Raw genomic sequence first — 21,278 nt, forward strand, 5'->3', positions numbered from 1 at the left:
GGGTGGAGGAAGGCGGTTCATGGCTGAGGCGAGACCTGGCGCGGCGTCCGACAACGGCGTCGATCTCTTCGGATTCCTGGCGCGCTTCGCGCCGCTGATCTTTCTCTTCGTGCTCATGGCGATCTTCTCGCTGCTCGAGCCCCGCTTCCTGTCGTCGATCAATCTTTTCAACGTCATGCGGCAGGTCTCGATCACGGGGCTGCTCGCCATCGGCATGACTTTCGTCATCCTGACGGCAGGAATCGATCTTTCCGTCGGCTCGCTGCTGGCCTTCGCCGGCCTCGTGGCGGCGGCCGTCGCCAAGGGCGGCATGCAGGACCGGTTCACGGTGGGCGAGGGCGGCGTCGGCTATGGCTGGGAACTGGCCGCGTTGGCCGCGATCCTTGTCGGCGTCGTCGGCGGCCTGATCCAGGGCGTCTCGATCACCCGTCTCAAGGTGCCACCCTTCGTGGTGACACTCGGCGGCATGTCGGTCTTTCGAGGGGCGGCGCTGCTTTTCGCGGCCGGCGGCCCCATCTCGGGCTTCGAGCCTGGCTTTACCTGGTGGGGCCAGGGCAAGATCGGACCGGTTCCCGTCCCGGTCATCATCTTCCTCGTCTGTGGCCTCATTGCCCATATCGTGCTGCGCTACACGCGCTATGGACGGCAGATCTACGCCGTCGGCGGCAATCCCGAGGCGGCGCGCCTCTCGGGCCTCAACGTCACCTGGATCATCTGCAGCGTCTACGTGATCATGGGCTTCTTCGCCGGCCTCGGCTCCTTCGTGCTGGCGGCTCGGCTTAACTCGGCCGAGGCGGTGGCCGGCACTGGCTACGAACTCACCGTCATCGCGTCGGTGGTTATCGGCGGTACGTCGCTGTTCGGTGGCGTGGGCACGATCTTCGGCACAATCGTCGGCTCGTTCCTGATCGGTGTGCTTCTCAACGGCCTCGTCATCATGAACGTGTCGTCCTACATCCAGCAGATCATCATCGGCGTGATCATCGTGCTGGCCGTCGCATTCGACACCTTCGCCAAGTCGCGGCGGAAGCGGGTGTAGGATAGGGCAGGGAAGGCGAGTTCCGGCTCGCCTTCCGTTCACCTGGCTTCGGCTGGAGCCGGAGCGCTGCGCTCATCGATGAAGATTGTAAGGCCCGCGCCCGGCCCCCTCGACGAGGGAAGGGGATGGCTGGTCCGCTAGGGTCAAGCGGTGGCCGGGACGCGTTCGGCGCGCTCGGATCGATGTCCCGGCGGCGACCAATTTGGCCGGCGGTGAGCGCGATATAGCGCGGTCAGACTTGCGCGGATGGCGCGCCTTCTCCCTGTCGCAGCAGAATTGAGGGCCTTCGCGCCTTGTGAAGCCGAGCGGCGCTCGGGCGCTCGCCCCGCGCTAACACCCGCCGTCAATCGCGCGGCTTCGGGCCCTTCAGCGCCGTTCCGAAGACATGGTCCCAGAACAGCGTCGTTACGCCGAAGTTGCCCTCGTCATGCCGGAAATGGTGCAGCGCGTGTTGCCGCTTCCAACCATAGAGCGGATGACCGGGCACCATACGCCAGTGATGCAGCACATGGTGGGCGAAGGAATAGGTGAGATATCCCGCCGTCACGCCGAAGGTGAAGCCGCAGCCTTTGGCGATGCCGAAGGCGAGGCAGGACGGGAGGAGGACCGCCAGCGTCAGCAGCGAGAAGCTGATCCAGATCGGCGTGCCGATGAGATCGGTCGGCGAGGCGTGATGCTGGTCGTGCAGGTCGCGGAAATAGACGACATTGTGCAGGACGAAGCGGTGGATGAGATACTCCACCAGCGTCCACAGGAAGAGCCCGGCGAGCATCGCCGCGAGCCACATCAGCGGATCGACCGCTTCCCCTGCCGCATAGCTCGCCACGAGCAGGCCGAACAAGGCGGCCGGATAGACATAGAAGTCGGCGTAATAGCCGAGAGCGCTGCGCGTGATGGCCGACATGACACCCTTTGCCGTCAGAAAGCCTCGCTGCAGACCTTGGCCGGCGCCGCTGAAGCGCGGCGGCGCCTGTCGGCAGAGCCGAGTGGCTGGTCCACCACAATCTGCCGCAAAATTGCGCAGATACAAGCATTGCCTTCATCTTTGGAACGGCTCCAGGCGTGACCTTCGCCGTTCGGCGTGCCATCCTCCCGGCATGCACGCCATCACCCGCTCTTTCGCTGCCTTTCTGGCGATCTTCGCCGGCTGTCTCACCGCATCCGCCGGTCCGTCGGCGCCCGCCGCGCCGCGTCCCGGGCTACCGCCAGCGGCGTCCAATCTCGTTCGCGTCAACATCATCGACGGCGAGGACGGACGTGATTCGCTGGTGCGGCTCGGTCCCTCGCTCGGGCTGGACGCGGCCGATATCGCGCGGATCCGGATGGTGTCCGGCTATGTCGGCTGCCTCTCGCCCTCGCCCTCGGTCGGGTCCGCGGCGCTGTTCCTGAACAACCGGCAGATCCTGACCGCCGCGCATGTCTTCTTCGAGCCGTCGGGGCAGCGGCGCTGGAAGTGCTTCTTCAAGAACCAGGCTGCCGCGCCGGTGATGATCGACCTTCTGGTCGACGACGCCAATGCGCGTTTCGGCGCGAAGAAGCCGAAGCCAGGCTCCAACAACGATTATGCGGTGGTGCGACTCGCCGAGCCGCTCGAGGGCGCGGTGCCGTTCCCTGTCCTCGCCGACATTCCGGTGCGGGCCGGCGAGAAGCTGATCGTCGTCAACGCCCATCCGGCCGACATGGCGCGCGAAGTGGATCGCGGCATGCCCGTTGTTCAGGGTTGCACCGTTCGACGCAAGCCGATCTCGACGGAGAAGACGTCGTTCTTCCGCACCGATTGCGACGCAACCGGCGCCTCGTCGGGCGGAATGAACCTTGCCCGCGTCAATGGAGAGCTGGCCTTTCGCGGCATCACGATCACCACCGGGCCATGGCGGGATCCCGCGCTCAATGGCGCACCCTACAACGAGAAGGGCGGCAGCGTGACGACGGCGCTCGGGACGGACGCCGCCGTGCTCGCCGCGGGACGCAGCCTGGCCGGCGGCGCGAACTGAGCCGCCGGCAACGCTGCGGCGAGAAGCGCCGCCGGACAATCGACGCAGTTCCGGCAGTGGTCTGCGCGACGCTCAGCGCGACACATGGCCCGCCACAGCTCGCGCGATGTCACCACGGGTGATCCCGATATCGGCGAGGAGGCGGTCGTCGAGGCCCATCAGCGTGGAGCGGGCCTTGCGAGCGCGGAGATAGGCGGCGAGGCGGTTCGAGGTTCGGGCGAAATCAGGGATCATCGGGGTGTCTTTCCAGTTGAGCGCCGGCCCGTCGCCGGCGCCCTCCTGCTAGACGATGCCCGATCCGGGCGATGTGACCGCTTTCACGCCGCCTTGCGCACCACGTCACGCGGGCGCAGCAGCCGATCGATGAAGGCGAGCTTGTCGACGACCCCCGGGCCGAGCTTGAACGGATAGAGATCGGGCTGGCCCATCGAGCGGTTGATCGAGTTCATCGCCAGTGTCAGCGGCCCCCAGGCATCGACGATGTCGCTGAAATCGGCATTGCGATAGGGATCGAAATCGATATTGGCGTCGATCATGCCGTCGACACGCGCCTTCGGCCGGATACGAAGGCCGAAGGCATAGGCCGTCTCCAGCGTATCCAGCATGTGCATGTAGTGGGCGAAGGTCTCCGCAAAGTCCTCCCAGGCATGCGCCGTCGCATACTGGCTGACATAGCGATCCTGCCAGTCGCTCGGGAAGTTGCCGGCATAATAGTTCTGCAGCGACTCGTTGTAGTCGATCGACTCGTCGCCGAAGACGGCACGGCTTTCCTCGATCCGACCCGCGTCGCGAACCAGGCGGTCCCAGTAGTAATGGCCGATCTCGTGCCGGAAATGGCCGAGCAGCGTGCGGTAAGGTTCGTGCATGTCGGTGCGCATCTTCTCGCGCTCGACGGCGTCAGCCTCGACGATGTTAAGCGTGATCAGGCCCTCGTCATGCCCGGTGAGCACGCGGATGTCGTTGTCGTCTGCAAGGAAGGAGAAGGACAGTCCGCCGACCGGATCGTCGGCCTTGTTGGGGACCGCGAGGCCGAGGCGGAGCAGGCTGTAGAACAGGCGATGCTTCGCAACCTCGATATCGCGCCAACGCTGGTTGTAGACCTGGCTCGAAAGGTCCGGGATGACCATGTTCGTCCGGCAGCAGGTGCAGAGCTGCTCGGGATTGTCCATCGCGATCAGCCAGTTGCAGACGCCATAGCTGCGATTGGCGCAGGCGCGCCAAGTCGTCCCGTCGCCGCCATAGGTGACGAAGAGGTCCTCGCCATACTGGCCCGTTCCCGCCGGGTCGAGCGAGCGCAGCTGCCCTTCCGACGGAATGAAGCCGAGCGGCCTCTGGCATCCCTCGCACGACATCTCGTCGAAAGAGAGCGGATGGGCGCAGGCCCGGCATTCGAACAACCGCATTCTTGGGCTCCAGTCGTGGCGACGCGTCCGCGCGGGACGCCGCTGCGCCAACGCATCAGACGCCGATTGGTTCAACCCATCGCGGCCGGAGCCATGCGCGGCTCGATTTCGGGGAACCGGATCGTGATCCTCGTGCCGGAATGCTGGAGGTCGTGCTCGATCGCCGCCTCGAGCTTGCCGGCCAGCGCCTGGATGATGCGGCGGCCGAGACCGGTTCCGACGGGTCGGTTGTCGGTCCCGGTTCCGATGCCGTCGTCTTCGACGGTCAAGGCGATGCTGCCATCGCCTGCCACCAGGAAGACCCGAACGGCGCCAATTCCGTCCGGATAGGCATATTTCAGCGCGTTCAGGATCAGCTCGGTCATGATCACGCCGAGCGCAACGGCGCGATCGGGGCGGATGGCGACCGAGTCGAGCCTGTGAATGATCTGGCCACCCTCATGATCCGTCTCGCTGGTGCGCGCGAGATCCTCGATGAGACTGCCGAGATAGAGATCGAGCGCGACGCTGTGCACGTCGTCGGACGTATAGAGCCGGCGGTGCACCTGCGAGACCGCCATCACGCGGCCGACCGCCGCGGCGAGCGCGCTCTTGACGCCCGTATCGGGATGGGCCGCCGCCTGCATGTTGAGCAGCGAGGCGACGAGTTGCAGGCTGTTGCCGACGCGGTGATTGACTTCCTGGATGATCAGCGCGCGCTCCTCGGCCAGCGCCTGGAAGCGGTCGCGGGCCTCGCGCACCTCGGCCTCGGCGCGATCATGAGCACGCTTCAGGGCACGCGCGGCCAGCGCCGAGGCGATCGCCGCCCGGAGCAGGGGGAAGAAGTCCTCGCTCGCTTCCTTGATGACGTAGTCGGCAGCCCCGGCCTTCAGCGCCGCGATCGCCACGCGGCCCTGAGCCTCGCCCGTCACATAGACGACCGGTGGCGCATCCTGCAGGGTGTTGATCTCGGCCATGATCTGGAGGCCCGTGCGGCCAGGCATATGGTGGTCGAGCGCAACCACGTCGATGCCGCCGGCGCGCAAACGCGCGAGCCCGGCCTCGCCATCGCCGGCCGTCTCCACGCGATAGCCATGGCGCGTCAGGTCCTTGTCCGCCAGCCGGCACAATCCTGCGTCGTCGTCGATATAAAGGACGACCGGCTGACCATCCATCACTTGGCCTCTGGAACTTTGATCACGGAGAAGAAGAGGCCGAGCTGACGAATCGCGTTGGCGAAGTTTTCGTAGTTGACCGGCTTCACGACATAGACGCTGGCGCCGAGCTCGTAGCAGCGTTCGATCTCGCGTTGGTCATCGGTGGTGGTCAGCACGACGATCGGCGAGGTGCGGATATGCGGGCTGCTCTTCACGGCCTTCAGGATATCGATGCCGGTCATGTCGGGCAGGTTGAGGTCGAGGAGAATGAGCAGCGCCTCGCCCTTGCGGTTGGCGCCCGTGCGGTCTGCGCCGAGCAGGAAGTCGAGCGCGCTGGTCCCGTTGGTGAAGGCCTTGATCTCGTTGCTGACGCCGGCCCGGCGGATGTTCTTCTCGATCAGCCGCGCATGGCCCTCATCGTCCTCGACCATGACGATCGTCACGTGATTGGCGGTGTCACTCATCCTACGCATCCTTCTGCCGTTCCGATCCTTTCCTTGGACCGGAATGCCGCCGTCCACAAGCCGGCCCGCATCATGCCTGCGCCTTCTGCTCGGCGGTTTCCTCGCGCCAGCGGCGCGGCAGGATCACCGTGAAGGTGCTGCCTTCGCCGGGCTCGCTGTCGAGCCGGATCTTGCCGCCGATGCGCCGCACCAGGGCGCGGACATGGGCGAGCCCGATGCCCTCGCCGGGCCGGTCCTGCACGCCCGCCCGCCGGAACAGTTCGAACACGCGCTCGCGGTCGGCCGGATCGATGCCGCGGCCATTGTCGGCGACGCGAATGACGACGAAACCGCCACGTTCGCTGCCCGTGACCTCGATCTTGCCGGGGCGCCCCGGCTTCAGATACTTGACCGCGTTGTCGAGGAGGTTCGAGAAGATCTGGTCGATCGCCAACCGGTCGCTCTCGATCGTCGGCAGCGGCCCGATCGTGATCGTCGCGTCGGCGGCCTGGGCCTGGTGCATGACGGCATTTCGGATCGTGTCCAGCGCGGCGCCGAGATCGATCTCCTGAGGGGAAAACGCCCGTCGGCCGGCGCGCGAGAGGTTGAGGATCGCGTTGATCAGGCGATCCATCTTCGAGATCGACGCCTTGATGAAACCGACCGCCTCGTCGAAATCCCCGATGATCTGCTGGCTCTCGGGATCGTCCTTGCTCGCCTTCGCCGCCATGTCGTTGCGGATCGCCTCGAGCTCGCCCGTGAAGCCCATGATGTTGACGAGCGGCGAGCGGAGGTCGTGGCTGACGATGTAGGCGAAGCGCTGTAATTCGTCGTTGGCGTCCTGCAGATCCGCCGTCCGTTCGGTGACCTTCTCCTCGAGATGGGCATTCGCTTCCTGGAGCTGCTCGCGGGCGCGAACAAGGCCGGAATTGCTCTTGCGGATCAGGACGATGGCGATGCCTGCCAGCACGACGAGCGCGATGGCGCCGACCAATGTCGTCGCGAGGAGCCAGCGGCTGGTGTTGAGGCTCCGCGCCGAGCGATCGGCGAGGAGATCCTGCTCGATCTGGCGCATCTCGCCGCTGACCGTGACGAAATCGGCCATGAGCTGGAGGCCCGCCGTATCCCGGACGATCGCCAACGCGCCCGAGCTGTCGCCTGACTGCGCGAGCTCGGTGATGCGCTGCAATTCGTCGTGCTTGGTAGCGACGATCTGGGTGAGGCGGGTGGCGCGGGTCGCCTGCTCGGGGTTGTCGGCGACGAGGCGCGACAGCTCGTCCATCCGTGGCGTGATCAGGTCGAAGCTCTGCTGGTACACGGCGAGATAGGCCGGGTCGCCGGTGAGCATGAAGCCCCGCTGACCGCTCTCTGCGCGACGCAGAGAGAGCTGGAGCAGCGAAAGCTGGTTCTCGACATTGAGCGAGTGGGTCACCCAGCGCGTGTCGTCGGCCGCGCGCTGCGCGAGAAATACGGACGCGCCCGCCATCACTGCCAGGATCGCGAACCCGACGGTGAGCAGGATGAGATTGGTGAAGAAGCCGGATCTGGAATTGTTCATGAAGGATGGGCCACGAACCTCGCCGGCCGCGCGAGGGCGGCCGGCAGGGACGATCGTGTCAGATCCTTCCCATGAGCAGGAGAATGATCAGGATGACGACGATGAGGCCGAGACCACCGCTCGGATAATAGCCCCAGCCCGAGCTGTAGGGCCAACTCGGCAGCGCGGCGATCAGCAGGATCACCAGAATGATCAGAATGATTGTCGACATGAGGCCTCCACCCAGCGGCTTGACCTTGGCTAAACGCGCCGTCCCGCTGGATGGTTTCATCAGGCGACAGAATTATTTCGCGCTCCACCGGCCGCCGTTTCACGGCCTGCCATCGAGATGACGGGCGCGGCGCAGCGACGGGAAGAGGCGCGCCCAGAGCAGCGCGATGCCGACGGTTCCGGCGCCGCCGATGACGACCGCGCCGACCGCTCCGATCAGCGCTGCCGAGACGCCCGCGCGAAACTCGCCGAGTTCGTTGGAGGCGCCGATGAACACCATGTTGACCGCGTTGACGCGGCCTCGCACCGCATCCGGCGTCCAGAGCTGGATCAGCGTCTCGCGGATATAGACGCTCACCATGTCCGAGGCGCCCATGATCGCGAGCGCGACGACCGAGAGCCAGGTCACCGTCGAGAGGCCGAAAACGATTGTGAAGATGCCGAACACCGTCACGAAGAGGAACAGCAGCAGCCCGGCTCGGTCGCGAACGGGATGGAAGGCCAGCCAGAGCGCAACGCTGATCGCGCCGACGGCGGGAGCGGCCCGCAGCAGGCCGAGGCCCCATGGGCCGACGTCGAGGACGTCGCGCGCATAGACCGGCAGGAGCGCCGTCGCGCCGCCGAGCAGCACGGCGAAGAGATCGAGCGAGATCGCGCCGAGCACGATCTTCTCGTGCCAGACATAGCGGAAGCCGGCGATCACCGTTTCCCAGCTCGCCTTGTCGTCGAGGCGCTTCTGCGGCGTATGCGGGATGAGAGCAACCAGCACGACGCCGACCGCCACCAGCGTCACCGCGACGAGGTATGGCGCGGTCGGTGCGAGGCCGTAGAGCAGGCCGCCCGCGACAGGGCCGGTGATGGTCGCGACCTGCCAGGAGCTCGAGTTCCAGGCGATGGCGCCGCTCAGCTCTTCAGGCGGCACGAGATTGGGCGCCAGCGCGCCCGCTGCCGGTCCCAGGAAGGCGCGCACGACGCCGAAGCCGAGCAGGATCGCGAAGACGATCATGACATTCGTGCTGCCGCTGAGCGTGAAGGCGAGGAGGGCGGCCATCGCCAGCGCCTCGCCGACCATGCAGAGCGCCATGACGATGCGGCGGTCGAAGCGGTCCGCGACCGATCCGGTCACCAGCACCAGCGCCAGCGCCGGGAGGAACTGCACGAGGCCGATGATGCCGAGATCGAGCGGATCCTTGGTCATGTCGTAGACCTGCCAGCCGATCGCGACGCTGACGACATTCACCGAGAAATTCGCGAAGAGGCGCGCCGTCCAGTAATAGGCGAAGCCGCGATGGCGGAAGGCGCCCCAGTGGGAGCGGGGCGCGGTTGGTTCTTGAGGCGACATGACGATCGGGAATCCGGGGGCGGGGGCACGCCGTGAGCGAGGCGGTTCTAGTCGATTTCGGCGCCCCGCTGAACCTCAAATCGTCAGGGCCCCTGTGCTTTGCGTGATCCCAAAAGCAAAAGGGGCGCCGGAGCGCCCCTCGATGCCTTCTCGCGTCAACGGCCTCAGTCGAAGCGGCCGCTCGCATGCGCGAGCATCGTGTAGACCTTGCCGGTGTCGGACACGAGATAGTTGGCCGCCGTCGCGGCGTCCTGACGGCTGACCTCGCCGAGCAGCCGCTCGAAGTCGCCCACATAGCGGTCTACCGCGGTGCGGAACTCCTTCTCCTGCTGATAGCGTCGACGGATCTCGTCGAAGGTCTGCTGACCCTGCAGCGTGTAGAGGCGGCGCGTGAAGACGTTCTTCTCACCGCGATTGTGGCGCTCCCAGAGCTCGCTCGCCGCCTTCGGATCAATCGCGCGGGCGATCTCGCTCGAGAGATTGCCGAGCGATTCCTGCGAGCCGTTGGCGCGGGCGGCCGGGCGGGCTTCCTCGGCCGGCTTCTCCTCCTCGCGCGAGGCACGGCGGAGCAGGTCGCTGACCCAGCCGCGCGGCTCGGCCGTCTCGGCGCTCGCCTTCTGTGCCGGAGCGGGCGCGGCAGGCGCCGCGGGACGCGGGGCCGGCGCTGCGGCGGCCGTCCGCTGTGCGGGCTCGGCCGGACGCGCGGGAGCGGAGGCAGGGGCCTCGGCGGCAGGAGCAGCTGCCGGTGCGCGGACGGGCTCGGCGGGACGCGGCGCGGGGGCCGGCGACGCCGGACCGACGGCCGGACGGACCGCCGAAGCCGGAGCCGTAACGGCCGGCTGCGGACGCTGAGCCGTCTCGGCGAAGCGGGCGCGAGTCGCCCCCTGGCTGGCGGCGACAGAAACGTCGAGCGCGCGGCCATGCTTGCCGATGATCGCCGAGAGCTCGCCGAGCGCCTGGAGCTGGTCGGAGACGACGCGGCGCATCGCATCGGCGCTGGCCCGCGTCTCTTCCGGCAGCTCGAGGACGCCACGCTTGACCTCGGCGCGGGTCGCCTCGAGATCGTCGTGGATCGACCGCGCCACCTCGCGCATGCCCTCGGTCGCCGAGGTGAACTGGCCTGTCGCCTGACTGACCGCGGCGTTCATCTCGTCGGCGAGCGTGCGATTGATCTGCCGCACCTCCTCGATGGCCTTGCGGCCGACGGTCGTCGCCGTCTGCTGCAGCGTCTCGAGATTGGCTACGACGCCCGTCGCGGCCTCGGTGCTCGACTGCGCGAGCAGGCGGGCGACTTCGGCGGCGCGAGTCTCGGCATCGCGCACGGTGGCCGCCACGCTGTCCGAGAAGCTCTTCATGCGCGTTTCGAGATCGGCCGCGCGGTCGGCGAGCGAGCGGGCGAGTTCCTCGATCGCCGCGCGACGATGATCGACCGAGCCCTCGATCTGGGCGTTGGCCTCGATCAGCGCACGCGCCGCCTCGCGCAGGGCGCGGCCCTGCTCCTCGAAGCGACTGGCGACGCTGCCGACATTCTCCATGACGTCGCGCGACACGTCGCGCAGCGTCTCGACCTGGCCGGCGAGCACGCCGGTCGAGTTTTCCGTGCCGGTAATGGCGCGGTCGATCGACTGGGCGAAGGCGCTGCTGCGCTCCGCGAGGCCGGTCTCGATGCGATCGAGATTGTCGACCGTGCGGGTGAGCAGAGTGTCCAGCAGCGTGTTGGACTGGCCCAGGCGCTCCACGACGCCCGCGACATCGCCCGACAGACGCTCATTGGCGGCGCCGAAGCTGCGGGAGACGGCTTCGCCGCTCTCCGTGAGCGAGCGGGTGGCACGCTCGGTGCTGGCCAGCACCATCTGCACCACTTCGTTGCCCTTCGAGGCCAGCAGGTCGACCACGGCGTCGCCGACCGACACCACACGCTGCGTCAGATCGGTGCCATGCTGGTCCATGGTCGCGACGAGGCGGCTGCCTTCGCCGTCGAGCAGGCTGGCGAGTTCGGCGCTGCGGTTGCCGAGCACCTCGTTCAGCGCGCGCGTCCGCTCCTCGATGGCCGAGGCGGCGGCGATGGCGCGCGAGCCCAGCGTCTCGTCGACCTCGGCCGAGATGCGACCGAGCTGGCCGACGACCTCGCCGGAAAGCGCCGCGAAGCGCTCGCGGCTCTCCGCCGAGGCGCGGGCGAAGCGGTGGCTCGCCTCCGCCGCCGTCTCGGAGATCAGGTTGGCCGACGAAGCGGCGGTTTCGTTCAGCGTCTGAGAGGCATCGCCGACGCTGCGCAGCAGGCGGTCGGCAGCGCCGTCGGCCGAGCGGCCGAGCAGCTCGGTCGCCTCCGCGGCGGACCGCGCCAGCGTGCCGGCTGCATCTTCGGCGCTGCGACCGACCGCGGTCGACGCCTCGCCAGCCGAGCGGCCCAGCGTTTCGGCGGCGAGATCGCCGTAGCGGGCGACGAGCTGCGCCGCTTCCTCGGCGGAACGGCCGAGAACCGAGCTGGCGCCATCGGCGGCGCTCACGACGCGTTCCGCGGCTTCCTCGGCGGCGGCGCGGATCGCATCACCCGAGCTCGTGGAGAGATCGGCGAGGCGGCTGGTGGCGTCTTCCAGCGAACCGGTGATTTCCTGCGCGGCCCGGGCCGACTCGCGGCCGAGCGTCGCGGAAATGTCGCTGAGCCGGGCGGCGAGCGCGTTCTCCATGGCCGCGGCGCGGGCGTCCAGCGTCTCGGTCGCCGCCATAGCGTGGCGGCCGAGCGTCTCGTTGATGGCGTCGGTGCGCTCCGCCAGCATCGCGGCCAGCGCGTCGGTGCGATCGGCCAGCCGGCCGGAGAGGTCGGCCAGCCGCTCGTCGACGACGGCGTTGAGCTCGCTCTGGCCTGCGGCGATCGTCTCGGCGATCTCGCGGCTGCGGTCCGTCAGGACGCGGTTGATCTCGCCGGTGCGACCGTCGATCGTCTCGCCGAGCCGGCGGGCCTGATCGTCGATCATGCCCGCGGCGGCGGTGAGCGACTGCTCGATCGTCTCGCCGAAGCGGCCGACGCGTTCCGCGAGGGCCCCGTCGAGCAGGTTGGCACGATCGGCGAAGCGGGTGACCAGTTCGGGCCCGCGCACCTCGATGATGTCGCGCAGCGCCGCGAAGCGCTCGTCGAGGCCGGTCGCAAGCGCCTGGCCGCGGTCGTCGATCAGCTCGCCGAAGCGGCTCGAGGTCTCGACGATCCGCTGATGGGCGGCATCGGCGCGGCCCTGAATGTCCTCGGCCAGTTCCACGCCCGACGTGACGATGCGGGCATGGGTGGCGCTCGCCTGGCCGGCGATCTCGTCGATGAGCGACGTGCCGGCGGCAACGATCCGGTCGTGAATCGCACCGGCGCGAACGTCGATCTCCTCCGCGGTCGCGCTGCCGGTGGCGATGAGCCGCTGCTGCGCGGCGTCGGTGCGGCTGTCGATTTCCTCGACGATCGAGGTGCCGGCGGCGACGATCTGGGCATGCGCGGCATTGGCGCGCGCCGTGATCTCGCCCGACAGCGTGCTGCCGGAGGCGAGGATCTGCTGGTGCAGGGCTGTGCCGCGCTCTTCGATGGCGCGGGCGAGCGCGTCGCCGGTCCGGCTGACCTCGTCATGGGCCGCGCTGGCGCGGGCGGCGATCTCCTCGGAGAGCGTCGTGCCGGAGGCGACGATCTGCTCGTGAACCGAGGTGCCACGCTCCTCGATGGCGCGGGCGAGTTCGAGACCGGTGCGGCTGATTTCCTCATGCACGGAGCTCGCGCGGCCGGTGATCTCTCCGATCAGGCCGGAACCCGAAGCGACAAGCCGCTCGTGCACCGCGTTGGCGCGGCTCTCGATCTCGTCGGCGAGCGCAGCGCCCGAGCCGACGATGCGCCCGTGGACTGCGTTGCCGCGCTGCTCGATTTCCTCGGCGAGGCGATAGCCCGACGAGACGATCTCCTCGTGAACCGAGGCCGCGCTGGTGCGGATTTCGGAGGCCAGCCGTTCGCCCGAGGCGACAATCTCCGCGTGGACGGCGCCGCCGCGGCTCGCGATATCCTCGGCGAGACCGCCGCCGGCGTTCACGATCTGCTCATGGACGGCGCCGATCTGGTCGGCGATGTCGGCGACGAGCTGTTCGCCCGACGCGAGGATCTGGCCATGCAGGGCCGTGGCGCGGCTCTCGATTGTGCCGACGATATCGCCGCCGGTCGCGACGATCCGCTCGTGCACGGCCTCGACCTGGCCGGTGATCTCCGACACGAAGGCCGAGCCCGAGGCGACGATGCGCTCGTGCACCGTGTTGGCGCGGTTCTCGATCTCGTTGGCCACGTTATAGCCCGAGGTCACGACCTGGGCGTGGACGGTGCCGATCTGGCCGGCGATGTCGCCGATCAGCGTCTCGCCCGATGCGAGGATCCGCTGGTGCACGGCGTTGGCGCGGCTCTCGATCTCGCTGGCGAGGCTGGAGCCCGAGGCGACGATATGCTCGTGCACGGCGCTGGCCTGGCTGGTGATCTCGTTCACGAGGCCCGAACCGGAGGCGACGATGCGCTCATGCGCGGCGCCGGCGCGGCTCTCGATCTCGTTCACGAGATTGGTGCCGGACGTCACGATACGGCCATGCGCGGCCTCGGCACGGCTTTCGATTTCGCTGGCGAGGCCGCTGCCCGAAGCCACGATTCGCTCGTGAATGGCCTCGGCGCGGCTCGCGATCTCCTCGGCAATGCCGACGCCCGTCGCCACGATGCGGCCATGCGCCTCGTCGGCGCGGCCGGCGATCTCGTCCGCCAGGCTGGACCCCGAGGACACGATACGGGCGTGGGCCTCGTCTGCGCGCGTGGCGATTTCGTCAGCGAGGCTGGACCCCGAGGCGACGATACGGGCGTGAGCCTCGTCGGCACGCGTGGCGATCTCGTCTGCGAGGCGCGAGCCCGAAGCCACGATGCGATCATGCAGCTCGGCGCCGCGGCTCTCGATCGTGCCGGCCAGTTCGTTGCCGGAGGCGATCATCCGCTCGTGAATGGCGGTGCCGCGGCTCTCGATGGCCTCGGACAGCTGCTGGCTGGTGGAGATGATGAGGTCGTAGACGGCGGTGCCGCGACTCTCCATCGTCTCGGTCGCCTCGCGGCTCACCGTCACGAAGCGATCGTGCAGCATCTCGGCGCGCGAGGCCATGGTGTCGGCGATTTCGGTCCCCGAGGCGACGATCGACTCGTTGATCTTGAGGCCACGGGCGGAGATTGCCTTGGCGACCTCGCTTCCGACATGGGCGAGGCGCTCGGTCAGCTCCTGCGAGCGGGCGTCGAAGGTCTCGTTCACCGCCGTCGATGCGGCGTCGATCGTCTCGCGCAGGGCGGTGGTGCGAGCCTCGATGAGGTTCGACATGGTGTCGCCGGCGTCCGCGAGGCGCTCGGCAAGGGCAGTGCCGTCAATGGCGATCAGGTCGTTGAGACGGTCGCCGGTCGATGCGATGCGGCTGTTGACGTCGTCGCCACGCGTCGTGATCGTCTCGCCGATGCGCGAACCCGTTTCGTCCAGCTTGTCGGTGATCTCCTGGCCGCGCAGTGTCAGATCGACGATGAGGCTTTCGGCGTTCGACTTCAGAGCCGCGTTCACTTCGCGGGTATGGTGGGCGATGGTCTCGGCGACCTGATTGCCGGTGAGCGCGATCGAGCGGGTGATGTCGATGGTGCGGCGGTCGAGGCCGGCGGCCAGTTCCTCGGTGATGCGCGCGAGGGTGTCGTTCACCTCGCGGCCACGCTCGGCGACCGTGTCGGCCATGGTGCGGCCGGTGGTCTCGAGCGTCTGGTTGATCTCGCCCGACCGGGCCAAAAGGGCCTCGGTGACGTCCGAACCGGTGCGCGCCAGCGTCTCGGTCACTTCTCCGACGGCGCCGTTGAGGCGCTGGACGAGATCGTCGCCCCGCTTCGACAGCTTGCCGATCATGTCGTCGCCGGCAGAGCCGAGCGAAATGGTGAGCTGCTCGCCGCTCTCGGCGATCGCGCCGGTGACCCGGGCGCCCGACTCGAGCATCGTGCCGGCGAGCTGGTCGCCGACATCGCGCAGATCCTTGGCAAGGGTCTCCTGCGCCGCCACGATCGAGGCGCGCACGCGCTCGGAATTGACGGCGATCGCCTCGCGCTGGTTGGCGAGGTCGTCGATAAGGCCGCGCATGCGCAGCTCGTTGTCCGAGTAGGACCGCTCGAGCGCCGCGACCTCGCTGTGCACCAGCAGCTCCAGTTCGCTGGCGCGGGCGAGCGCCCGCTCGATGCCGTCGCCCATGGCGGCGACTTCGCGGCGGATCGCCTGGCTGACCGTCACGACGGAATCCGTCGCGGCGTTTTCCGGCTCGGCGAGCCGGGCGGCGACGTCCGAGATGGAGCGCGCCGCGAGCCGCATTTCCTGGCCGCGGGCGATCATGATCGCGATGCCCCAGACGATGCCGAGCGGCAGCACGAAGGCGAGGACGACATTGGCGATCTGGGCGGCGCTGATGCTGCCGGCCGAAAGGTCGAACCCGGCCGCCGAGAGAATGGCGAACATGCCGGCGATCCAGAGGATCGAGACGGCGCCGGCGATCGGATAGACGAGGCGCGAGGGGCGGCGGGAGGGAAGGCTGGCGCCGACGACGCGGCGGTCGTCATTCGCGGGAAGGCGGCCCTTGCGCTCGAAGCGGCGCTGGCGCGGCGCGGGCTCGTCCGCCGCGGGCTGTCCGGCGGGGCTCTCCGCCTTCGCTGCGCGGGGGGCGGCCTGGGGCGCATCCGCCTTGCGCGCTGCCGGGGAATCGGCGCGTCGCGGCGGCTGATTGGGCGCCTGCGCCGTCGCGCGCATCGGTTCGTTGATGCGGGGCATTTCGAGCCGGCGATCGCGCGGACCGCTCTGCGGCCCCTCGCGGTTTTGCTCGGCTGTCGAAGCGGCGGGATCGATCCGGAGAGCCTCCTCCACGGCGGAGAGAACTGCGTCCGCCGGGTCCTTGGACTTCGGAGTATTCACCATTCTTTAAGCCTCGCGTCCGTACTCGATACTGCACCGGCCGCTTCGGCGAGGTCGATTCGCCGAAAGCACGAGGATGCCGGGGCGTCGAAGCATGAGACCGAACAGGTCCGACCCTCGCCGCCACGGTCCGCCGCACTCCGCCTTCAACAAGACGGATGTGGCCTCCGCACCCTTGCCCACCAACTGCCCTTTTGACACATTCGTGCAGTGCATACAAGGAAGCGCGGCCGCGCCGTCTGTGCTTTCAACAGCCTGCGCGACGGCGTGAAGGCGGCGCGAGAGGCCGTGCAACAGGGTCGTCGGCAACGTGCGGCGGGCGGCCGCGGACCGCGCCGATGAACTCGATCACCAGGCAATCCATCCTCGATCTCGACGACCTCCGTGGCCGGGCCGGAGGGGATGCCGCGCTGGTGGCGGAACTCCTCTTCATCTTTGACGCGGAAGTCCTGCCCGAGGCGCGTCGCCTGGCCGAAGGCGCGGTCGATCCGGAGGCAAGGTCCGCCGCCGCCCACCGCCTTCGGGGCGCGGCTCTCGCCATCGGAGCCGGCGAGGTCGCGGCAATTGCCGCGGCGATCGAAGCGCAACCGCTCGAGGGAGCTGCGCTTCCCGCGCTCGGCGCCGCGCTCGATCGGCTCGCGGCCGCGATCGCCGGGCTTGGCCGGGATGATGCCGAGCGAAATGCCGAGTGAGGGCCCCGGCGCGACCTTTCGCCCGGTCCGCGGCACCCTGCCGCCCGCTGAGGCGTCGCGACGCTTGGCACCGCGCCGCGAAATCGTCTAGAGCGACAGACAGACATCGCGCCGAGGCGCGGACCATTCCATCGTCGGCATCTTCCCGGCCCCTCATCCTCGCGGACTTCCATGGCCAAGATCACCTACATCACCTTCGACGGCACGGTTTACGACATCGAGGCCCGCAACGGCACGACGGTGATGGAGAACGCGGTGCGCAACGCCGTTCCCGGCATCGAGGCGGAATGCGGCGGCGCATGTGCCTGCGCGACCTGCCACGTCTATGTCGACGAGGCCTGGGTGGAACGCACGGGCGAGCCGCAGCCGATGGAGGAGGACATGCTCGACTTCGCGAGCGACGTTCAGCCGAACTCGCGGCTCTCCTGCCAGATCCGGGTCAGCGACGCGCTCGACGGGCTCGTCGTCCGCATCCCCGCCAGCCAGGGCTGATCGCGGCCCGTGGGGCAGCGAATTCCTCGGGGCGCCGGTTCCTGAGCACAAACATGCTTTGCAGCCCGCAATCGAGCGGCTAAAGCTGCCCGCGCTTTCTTCCATTGCGGATCGTGCTGCGGATCAATCCATGAGCGAGACCATCGAAACCGACGTCGTCATCGTCGGCGCCGGGCCTGTCGGCCTGTTCGCCGTCTTCGAACTCGGGCTGCTCGATGTCCGCTGCCATCTGATCGACATTCTCGACAAACCCGGCGGCCAATGCGCCGAGCTCTATCCCGAGAAGCCGATCTACGACATTCCGGGCTTCCCGATCATCACCGGGCAGGGCCTCACCGACAATCTGATGGCGCAGATCAAGCCCTTCGCGCCGACCTTCCATCTCGGCGAGATGGTCGCTGCCGTCGGCAAGCTCGACGATGGCCGCTTCAGCGTCACCACCGATGCCGGCAAGACCTTCCATGCCAAGGTCGTCGTCATCGCGGCCGGCGGCGGTTCGTTCCAGCCCAAGCGCCCGCCGGTGCCGGGGATCGAGGACTTCGAGGGGCGGTCGGTCTTCTATTCCGTCCGCAAGATGGAGGCGTTCCGCGACCACGACATCCTCGTGGTGGGCGGCGGCGATTCGGCCCTGGACTGGACACTCAACCTGCAGCCGCTCGCGAAGAGCGTCACGCTGATGCATCGCCGCGACGCCTTCCGCGCCGCGCCCGACAGCGTCAACAAGATGCGCGCCCTCGCCGAGGCCGGCCAGCTGAAGCTCGTCTTCGGGCAGGTCACCGGGCTCGAGGGCGACGACGGCCACATGACGCATGCCGTCATCACGGACAACGAGGACAAGCAGCATCGTCTGCCCGCGACGCGGATGCTGCCCTTCTTCGGTCTCACGATGAAGCTCGGACCCATTGCCGACTGGGGGCTGAACCTCCACGAGAACCTGATCAAGGTCGACACCGAGAAGTTCGAGACCTCGGAGCCCGGCATCTTCTCGATCGGGGACATCAACTGGTATCCGGGCAAGCTGAAGCTGATCCTCTCCGGTTTCCACGAGGCGGCGCTGATGGCGCAGGCGGCGAGCCGGATCGTCTTCCCGGAGAAGAAGATCCTCTTCCAGTACACGACCTCCTCGACCAGCCTGCAGAAGAAGCTCGGCGTCGCCTGAGCCACCCTGTTGCATGACTGCGCCAGCCCGGCGTCATTTCGGCGATCGGCAGCCTTGCGGCTCGCGTCGTCGGTCCCGTTTGGCTAGTTTGCCCTCCGCATCAGGCCGGAGCATGTCATGGCAGACGATCCCCAGCGCTTCATGAAGCAGCCGCCGCGCAAGAAAGCGGTGGTCAAGCGCGTCGTTCTCTCGGAAGAACAGCGCCGGGCTTACGAGGACCTCGTCAAGCAGAAGGACGAGCGCGACCGCGAATATGGTCGCCACCTCGACGGCGAGAACAAGCCGCGCTGAGGCGCAGGCTCAGTCTTCTCCGCGCGCCTTGCCGGGGTTGATCCGCGCCAGTTCGGCGATGAAATCGGCCATGGCCGGCGGCTTCTCCGCGAGGAAGGGCAGGGGACGGCAGACATCGATCGCCGCGATGCCGACGCGCGCCGTCAGGATGCCGTTGACGACACCTTCGCCGAGCCGCGCCGACAGCCGCGCGGCGAGGCCATGCCCCAGCACCTGCTGCACCAGCGAATCGCCGGCCGCCATGCCGCCGGTGACGGCGAGATGGCCCACAACGAGGCGCGCGAGGCGCAGGAAGCCGAGCGTGCCGGGCCGCCCGCCATAGAGCTGGCCGAGCTGGCGGATCAGGCGCAGCGCAGAGATCAGCACGAACAGGACGTCGACGGCGGCGCGCGGCGAGATCGCGGTCACCACAGTCACGCGCTTCGCCGTCGAAAGAACGAGGCTTTTGGCGGCGGTGTCGAAGGCGGCGAGGATCTCATGCTCCGCCAGGCCCATGAGATCGCGCCCGTCGATGATTTCCTGCGCATGGGCGGCGAGGGCGGCGCGGCCCTTGGCCGTCTCGGGCCGGTCCTTGTAGAGATCCGCGAGTTCGCGGATCACGCCCCGAGCCGCCTTGCCGTCGTCGCGGCGGGCGGCGGCGGCGGCATCGTCGCGCAGGCGGTTGATGTGCCGCAGCCGCGCCAGGCCGGCGATCTCGCGGGCCGCGATGGCGACGACGGCGATCAGCGCCGCGCCGGCCGCTGCGACCGCCACCCAGCCGAGCCAGTCAGCCCGCGCGAAGAGGTCGCGAATCAGCCGGTCGATGGCGAGTCCGACGCCGAGCGTGACAAGAACGCCGAGGCCCGAGAACAGGATATCCGCCCAGCGGATGCGGCGGCGCTGGCGCGGCAGCTCGACCGGCGGCGGGAGGTCGTCGGGCTCTCGCAGCACGACCGGCCGGTCCGAGGGGCGCACGGCCGCCTCGGGATCGTCCGTGACGCGGGCCTCGTCGAGGCGGAAGGCGGCCGGGCGGCGCGGCGGTTCGCTCGTCATGCGAGGCGGTCCCCGATGAGGAATTCGAGAGCCCTGTCGAGGCGAATATGCGGCAGCGACAGCTTCATTCCCTCGGCCGTGCGCTCGAGCTGGGGCGGCCGGAAACGTACGAAGCGGAGCGCCGCGTCAGCCTGAGAAGTTGAGTCAACACCTTCGAGCGCCGATTCCGGTTTGTCCGGCAAGTCACCGGGAAAGAAGGCGATTTCCGTTTTGCCGTCATAGGTCTCGCCGTTGAAGACCTCGCCGGCGAGCGGCGTTCCGATGATCGACGGCAATTTCTGGTTGCCGTTGGAGACGACGCCTTCGCGGGTCGCGCGGACCGAGGCGAGCGCGGCGATCTCGACACGCGCGCCGGCCTCCTCGGCGCGGTGGACGGCGGGCGCGAGGAGGTGGCCGAGGATTCGCTCCAGCCGATCGTGGTCGGCGTGATGGAGATGGTCGGCCTTGGTGGCGCCGATCAGGATGCGGTCGATGCGTCGCGTGAGCAGCCCGCCCAGCCATGATGTGGCGCCGGGGCGATAGGCGCCGAGGATCTCGGTCATCGCGGCCGAGAGATCGGCGACCGCCGCCGGCCCCGCGTTCAGCGCGTTCAGCGCATCGACGAGCACGATCTGCCGGTCGAGCCGGGCGAAATGATCGCGGAAGAACGGCTTCACCACGACAGACTTATAGGACTCGTAGCGGCGGGCCATCATGCGGCCGAGCGTTCCGGCCGGGGCGTCGGCGACGGCGCCGGGCAGGGGGCAGAAGGTGAGCGCCGGCGACCCGTCGAGATCGCCCGGCATCAGGAAGCGGCCCGGCGGAAGGGTCGAGAGCGCATGCTCGTCGGCGCGGCAGGCGCGCAGATAGGCGGTGAAGAGGGCGGCGAGTTCACGGGCGAGCGCCTCGTCCTCGGGTCCTTTCGGATCGACCGACCCGGCGCGCGCCAGGAAGGCGGCAGCCGCGGCAGGACGTCCCGGCCGCCGCGCGAGCGCCACGGCTTCGCTCGACCAGGCGGCATAGTCCTTGGCGAGAAGCGGCAGGTCGAGCAACCATTCGCCGGGATAGTCGACGATATCGAGCGTCAGGGTGCCGGAGCCGAAGCGCTGGCGCAGGAAGGAGGCCGATTCATAGGCGATGACGAGGCGAAGCTCGCTGATCCGGCGTGTCGATTCCGGCCAGATCCGCTCCTCGACAAGCGCTCGGACATGATCCTCGTAGTCGAAGCGCGGGACGGCATCGTCGGGCTGCGGTTCGAGCCGCGCGCCGGTAACGCGCCCGGTCGAATAGGAGCGGAACACCGGCAGGCGGCCGCCATGCACGAGATTGTGGACGAGGGCGGTGATGAAGACCGTCTTGCCGGCGCGGGCGAGGCCGGTGACGCCGAGCCGGACCGTCGGATTGACGATGTCGGTTGCCCGTTCGCCGAGCGTCGCGATCGCGATGCGGGCCTCGTCGGCCAGGGAGGTGAGATTCAATCCGCGATCCATCCGTCGCCGTGAACGCTCCCGATGTAGGAAGGGCGGCGGCGCGCGGGAAG

Annotated in this window: 17 protein-coding genes; 6 read left to right on the plus strand and 11 right to left on the minus strand. The window is 68.4% G+C overall.

What is annotated here, in order from left to right:
- Positions 1 to 19 precede the first annotated feature (19 nt).
- Complete coding sequence (locus QO015_RS20930; RefSeq protein ID WP_266284109.1) at positions 20 to 1,039, plus strand: ABC transporter permease; 1,020 nt, start codon at positions 20 to 22, stop codon at positions 1,037 to 1,039.
- A 343-nt stretch (positions 1,040 to 1,382) separates the two neighbouring features.
- On the opposite strand, the gene QO015_RS20935 is transcribed toward QO015_RS20930, so the two are convergent.
- Positions 1,383 to 1,943, minus strand: coding sequence for a sterol desaturase family protein (locus tag QO015_RS20935; RefSeq protein ID WP_266284110.1), 561 nt, complete (start codon positions 1,941 to 1,943; stop codon positions 1,383 to 1,385).
- 193 nt (positions 1,944 to 2,136) lie between these two features.
- Between QO015_RS20935 and QO015_RS20940 the strand changes: the two genes are divergently transcribed.
- Complete coding sequence (locus QO015_RS20940; RefSeq protein ID WP_266284111.1) at positions 2,137 to 3,033, plus strand: trypsin-like serine peptidase; 897 nt, start codon at positions 2,137 to 2,139, stop codon at positions 3,031 to 3,033.
- Between the two features lie 72 nt (positions 3,034 to 3,105).
- On the opposite strand, the gene QO015_RS20945 is transcribed toward QO015_RS20940, so the two are convergent.
- The 8 genes from QO015_RS20945 to QO015_RS20980 all read right to left on the minus strand — a co-directional run bounded on the left by QO015_RS20945 (position 3,106) and on the right by QO015_RS20980 (position 16,096).
- Entirely contained in the window at positions 3,106 to 3,267 is a 162-nt protein-coding gene (locus QO015_RS20945) for a DUF1127 domain-containing protein (RefSeq protein WP_266284112.1), read from the minus strand.
- Between the two features lie 83 nt (positions 3,268 to 3,350).
- Entirely contained in the window at positions 3,351 to 4,436 is a 1,086-nt protein-coding gene (locus tag QO015_RS20950) for a zinc-binding metallopeptidase family protein (protein WP_266284113.1), read from the minus strand.
- A gap of 71 nt (positions 4,437 to 4,507) precedes the next feature.
- Entirely contained in the window at positions 4,508 to 5,590 is a 1,083-nt protein-coding gene (locus tag QO015_RS20955; RefSeq protein ID WP_307291077.1) for a sensor histidine kinase, read from the minus strand.
- Positions 5,590 to 6,036: a response regulator gene (locus QO015_RS20960; protein WP_266284115.1), complete on the minus strand. Its 447-nt coding sequence runs from the start codon at positions 6,034 to 6,036 to the stop codon at positions 5,590 to 5,592. Before QO015_RS20960 ends, QO015_RS20955 begins: the two co-directional genes overlap by 1 nt.
- Before the next feature lie 70 nt (positions 6,037 to 6,106).
- Positions 6,107 to 7,573, minus strand: a complete 1,467-nt coding sequence (locus QO015_RS20965; RefSeq protein ID WP_266284116.1) for a sensor histidine kinase — start codon at positions 7,571 to 7,573, stop codon at positions 6,107 to 6,109.
- 58 nt (positions 7,574 to 7,631) lie between these two features.
- The gene (locus tag QO015_RS20970) at positions 7,632 to 7,784 is read right to left on the minus strand and encodes a DUF3309 family protein (RefSeq protein WP_266284117.1); all 153 of its coding nucleotides are present in this window, start codon (positions 7,782 to 7,784) and stop codon (positions 7,632 to 7,634) included.
- A 99-nt stretch (positions 7,785 to 7,883) separates the two neighbouring features.
- Positions 7,884 to 9,125 (minus strand): MFS transporter, encoded by a 1,242-nt coding sequence (locus tag QO015_RS20975; RefSeq protein ID WP_266284118.1) that lies wholly within the window; start codon positions 9,123 to 9,125, stop codon positions 7,884 to 7,886.
- A 164-nt stretch (positions 9,126 to 9,289) separates the two neighbouring features.
- On the minus strand, positions 9,290 to 16,096 hold the full coding sequence (locus QO015_RS20980; RefSeq protein WP_266284119.1) for an apolipoprotein A-IV repeat region-like domain-containing protein: 6,807 nt from the start codon (positions 16,094 to 16,096) through the stop codon (positions 9,290 to 9,292).
- 335 nt (positions 16,097 to 16,431) lie between these two features.
- Between QO015_RS20980 and QO015_RS20985 the strand changes: the two genes are divergently transcribed.
- From QO015_RS20985 to QO015_RS21000, 4 genes are all read left to right on the plus strand, one after another.
- On the plus strand, positions 16,432 to 16,785 hold the full coding sequence (locus tag QO015_RS20985; RefSeq protein WP_266284120.1) for an Hpt domain-containing protein: 354 nt from the start codon (positions 16,432 to 16,434) through the stop codon (positions 16,783 to 16,785).
- Between the two features lie 171 nt (positions 16,786 to 16,956).
- Positions 16,957 to 17,277 carry a 2Fe-2S iron-sulfur cluster-binding protein gene (locus tag QO015_RS20990; RefSeq protein ID WP_266284121.1) on the plus strand — a complete coding sequence of 107 codons (321 nt, stop codon included), beginning with the start codon at positions 16,957 to 16,959 and terminating at the stop codon, positions 17,275 to 17,277.
- Between the two features lie 130 nt (positions 17,278 to 17,407).
- Positions 17,408 to 18,436, plus strand: a complete 1,029-nt coding sequence (locus QO015_RS20995) for an NAD(P)/FAD-dependent oxidoreductase (protein WP_266284122.1) — start codon at positions 17,408 to 17,410, stop codon at positions 18,434 to 18,436.
- 117 nt (positions 18,437 to 18,553) lie between these two features.
- Positions 18,554 to 18,727 (plus strand): hypothetical protein, encoded by a 174-nt coding sequence (locus tag QO015_RS21000; RefSeq protein WP_266284123.1) that lies wholly within the window; start codon positions 18,554 to 18,556, stop codon positions 18,725 to 18,727.
- A gap of 9 nt (positions 18,728 to 18,736) precedes the next feature.
- Here QO015_RS21000 and QO015_RS21005 read toward each other — a convergent pair whose 3' ends face one another.
- Both QO015_RS21005 and QO015_RS21010 read right to left on the minus strand, forming a co-directional pair.
- Positions 18,737 to 19,759 (minus strand): YcjF family protein, encoded by a 1,023-nt coding sequence (locus QO015_RS21005; RefSeq protein ID WP_266284124.1) that lies wholly within the window; start codon positions 19,757 to 19,759, stop codon positions 18,737 to 18,739.
- Complete coding sequence (locus QO015_RS21010; protein ID WP_266284126.1) at positions 19,756 to 21,228, minus strand: YcjX family GTP-binding protein; 1,473 nt, start codon at positions 21,226 to 21,228, stop codon at positions 19,756 to 19,758. Before QO015_RS21010 ends, QO015_RS21005 begins: the two co-directional genes overlap by 4 nt.
- Positions 21,229 to 21,278: the final 50 nt, after the last annotated feature.

It is taken from the genome of Kaistia geumhonensis (genome assembly GCF_030815145.1).
Taxonomy (GTDB): Bacteria; Pseudomonadota; Alphaproteobacteria; order Rhizobiales; family Kaistiaceae; genus Kaistia; species Kaistia geumhonensis.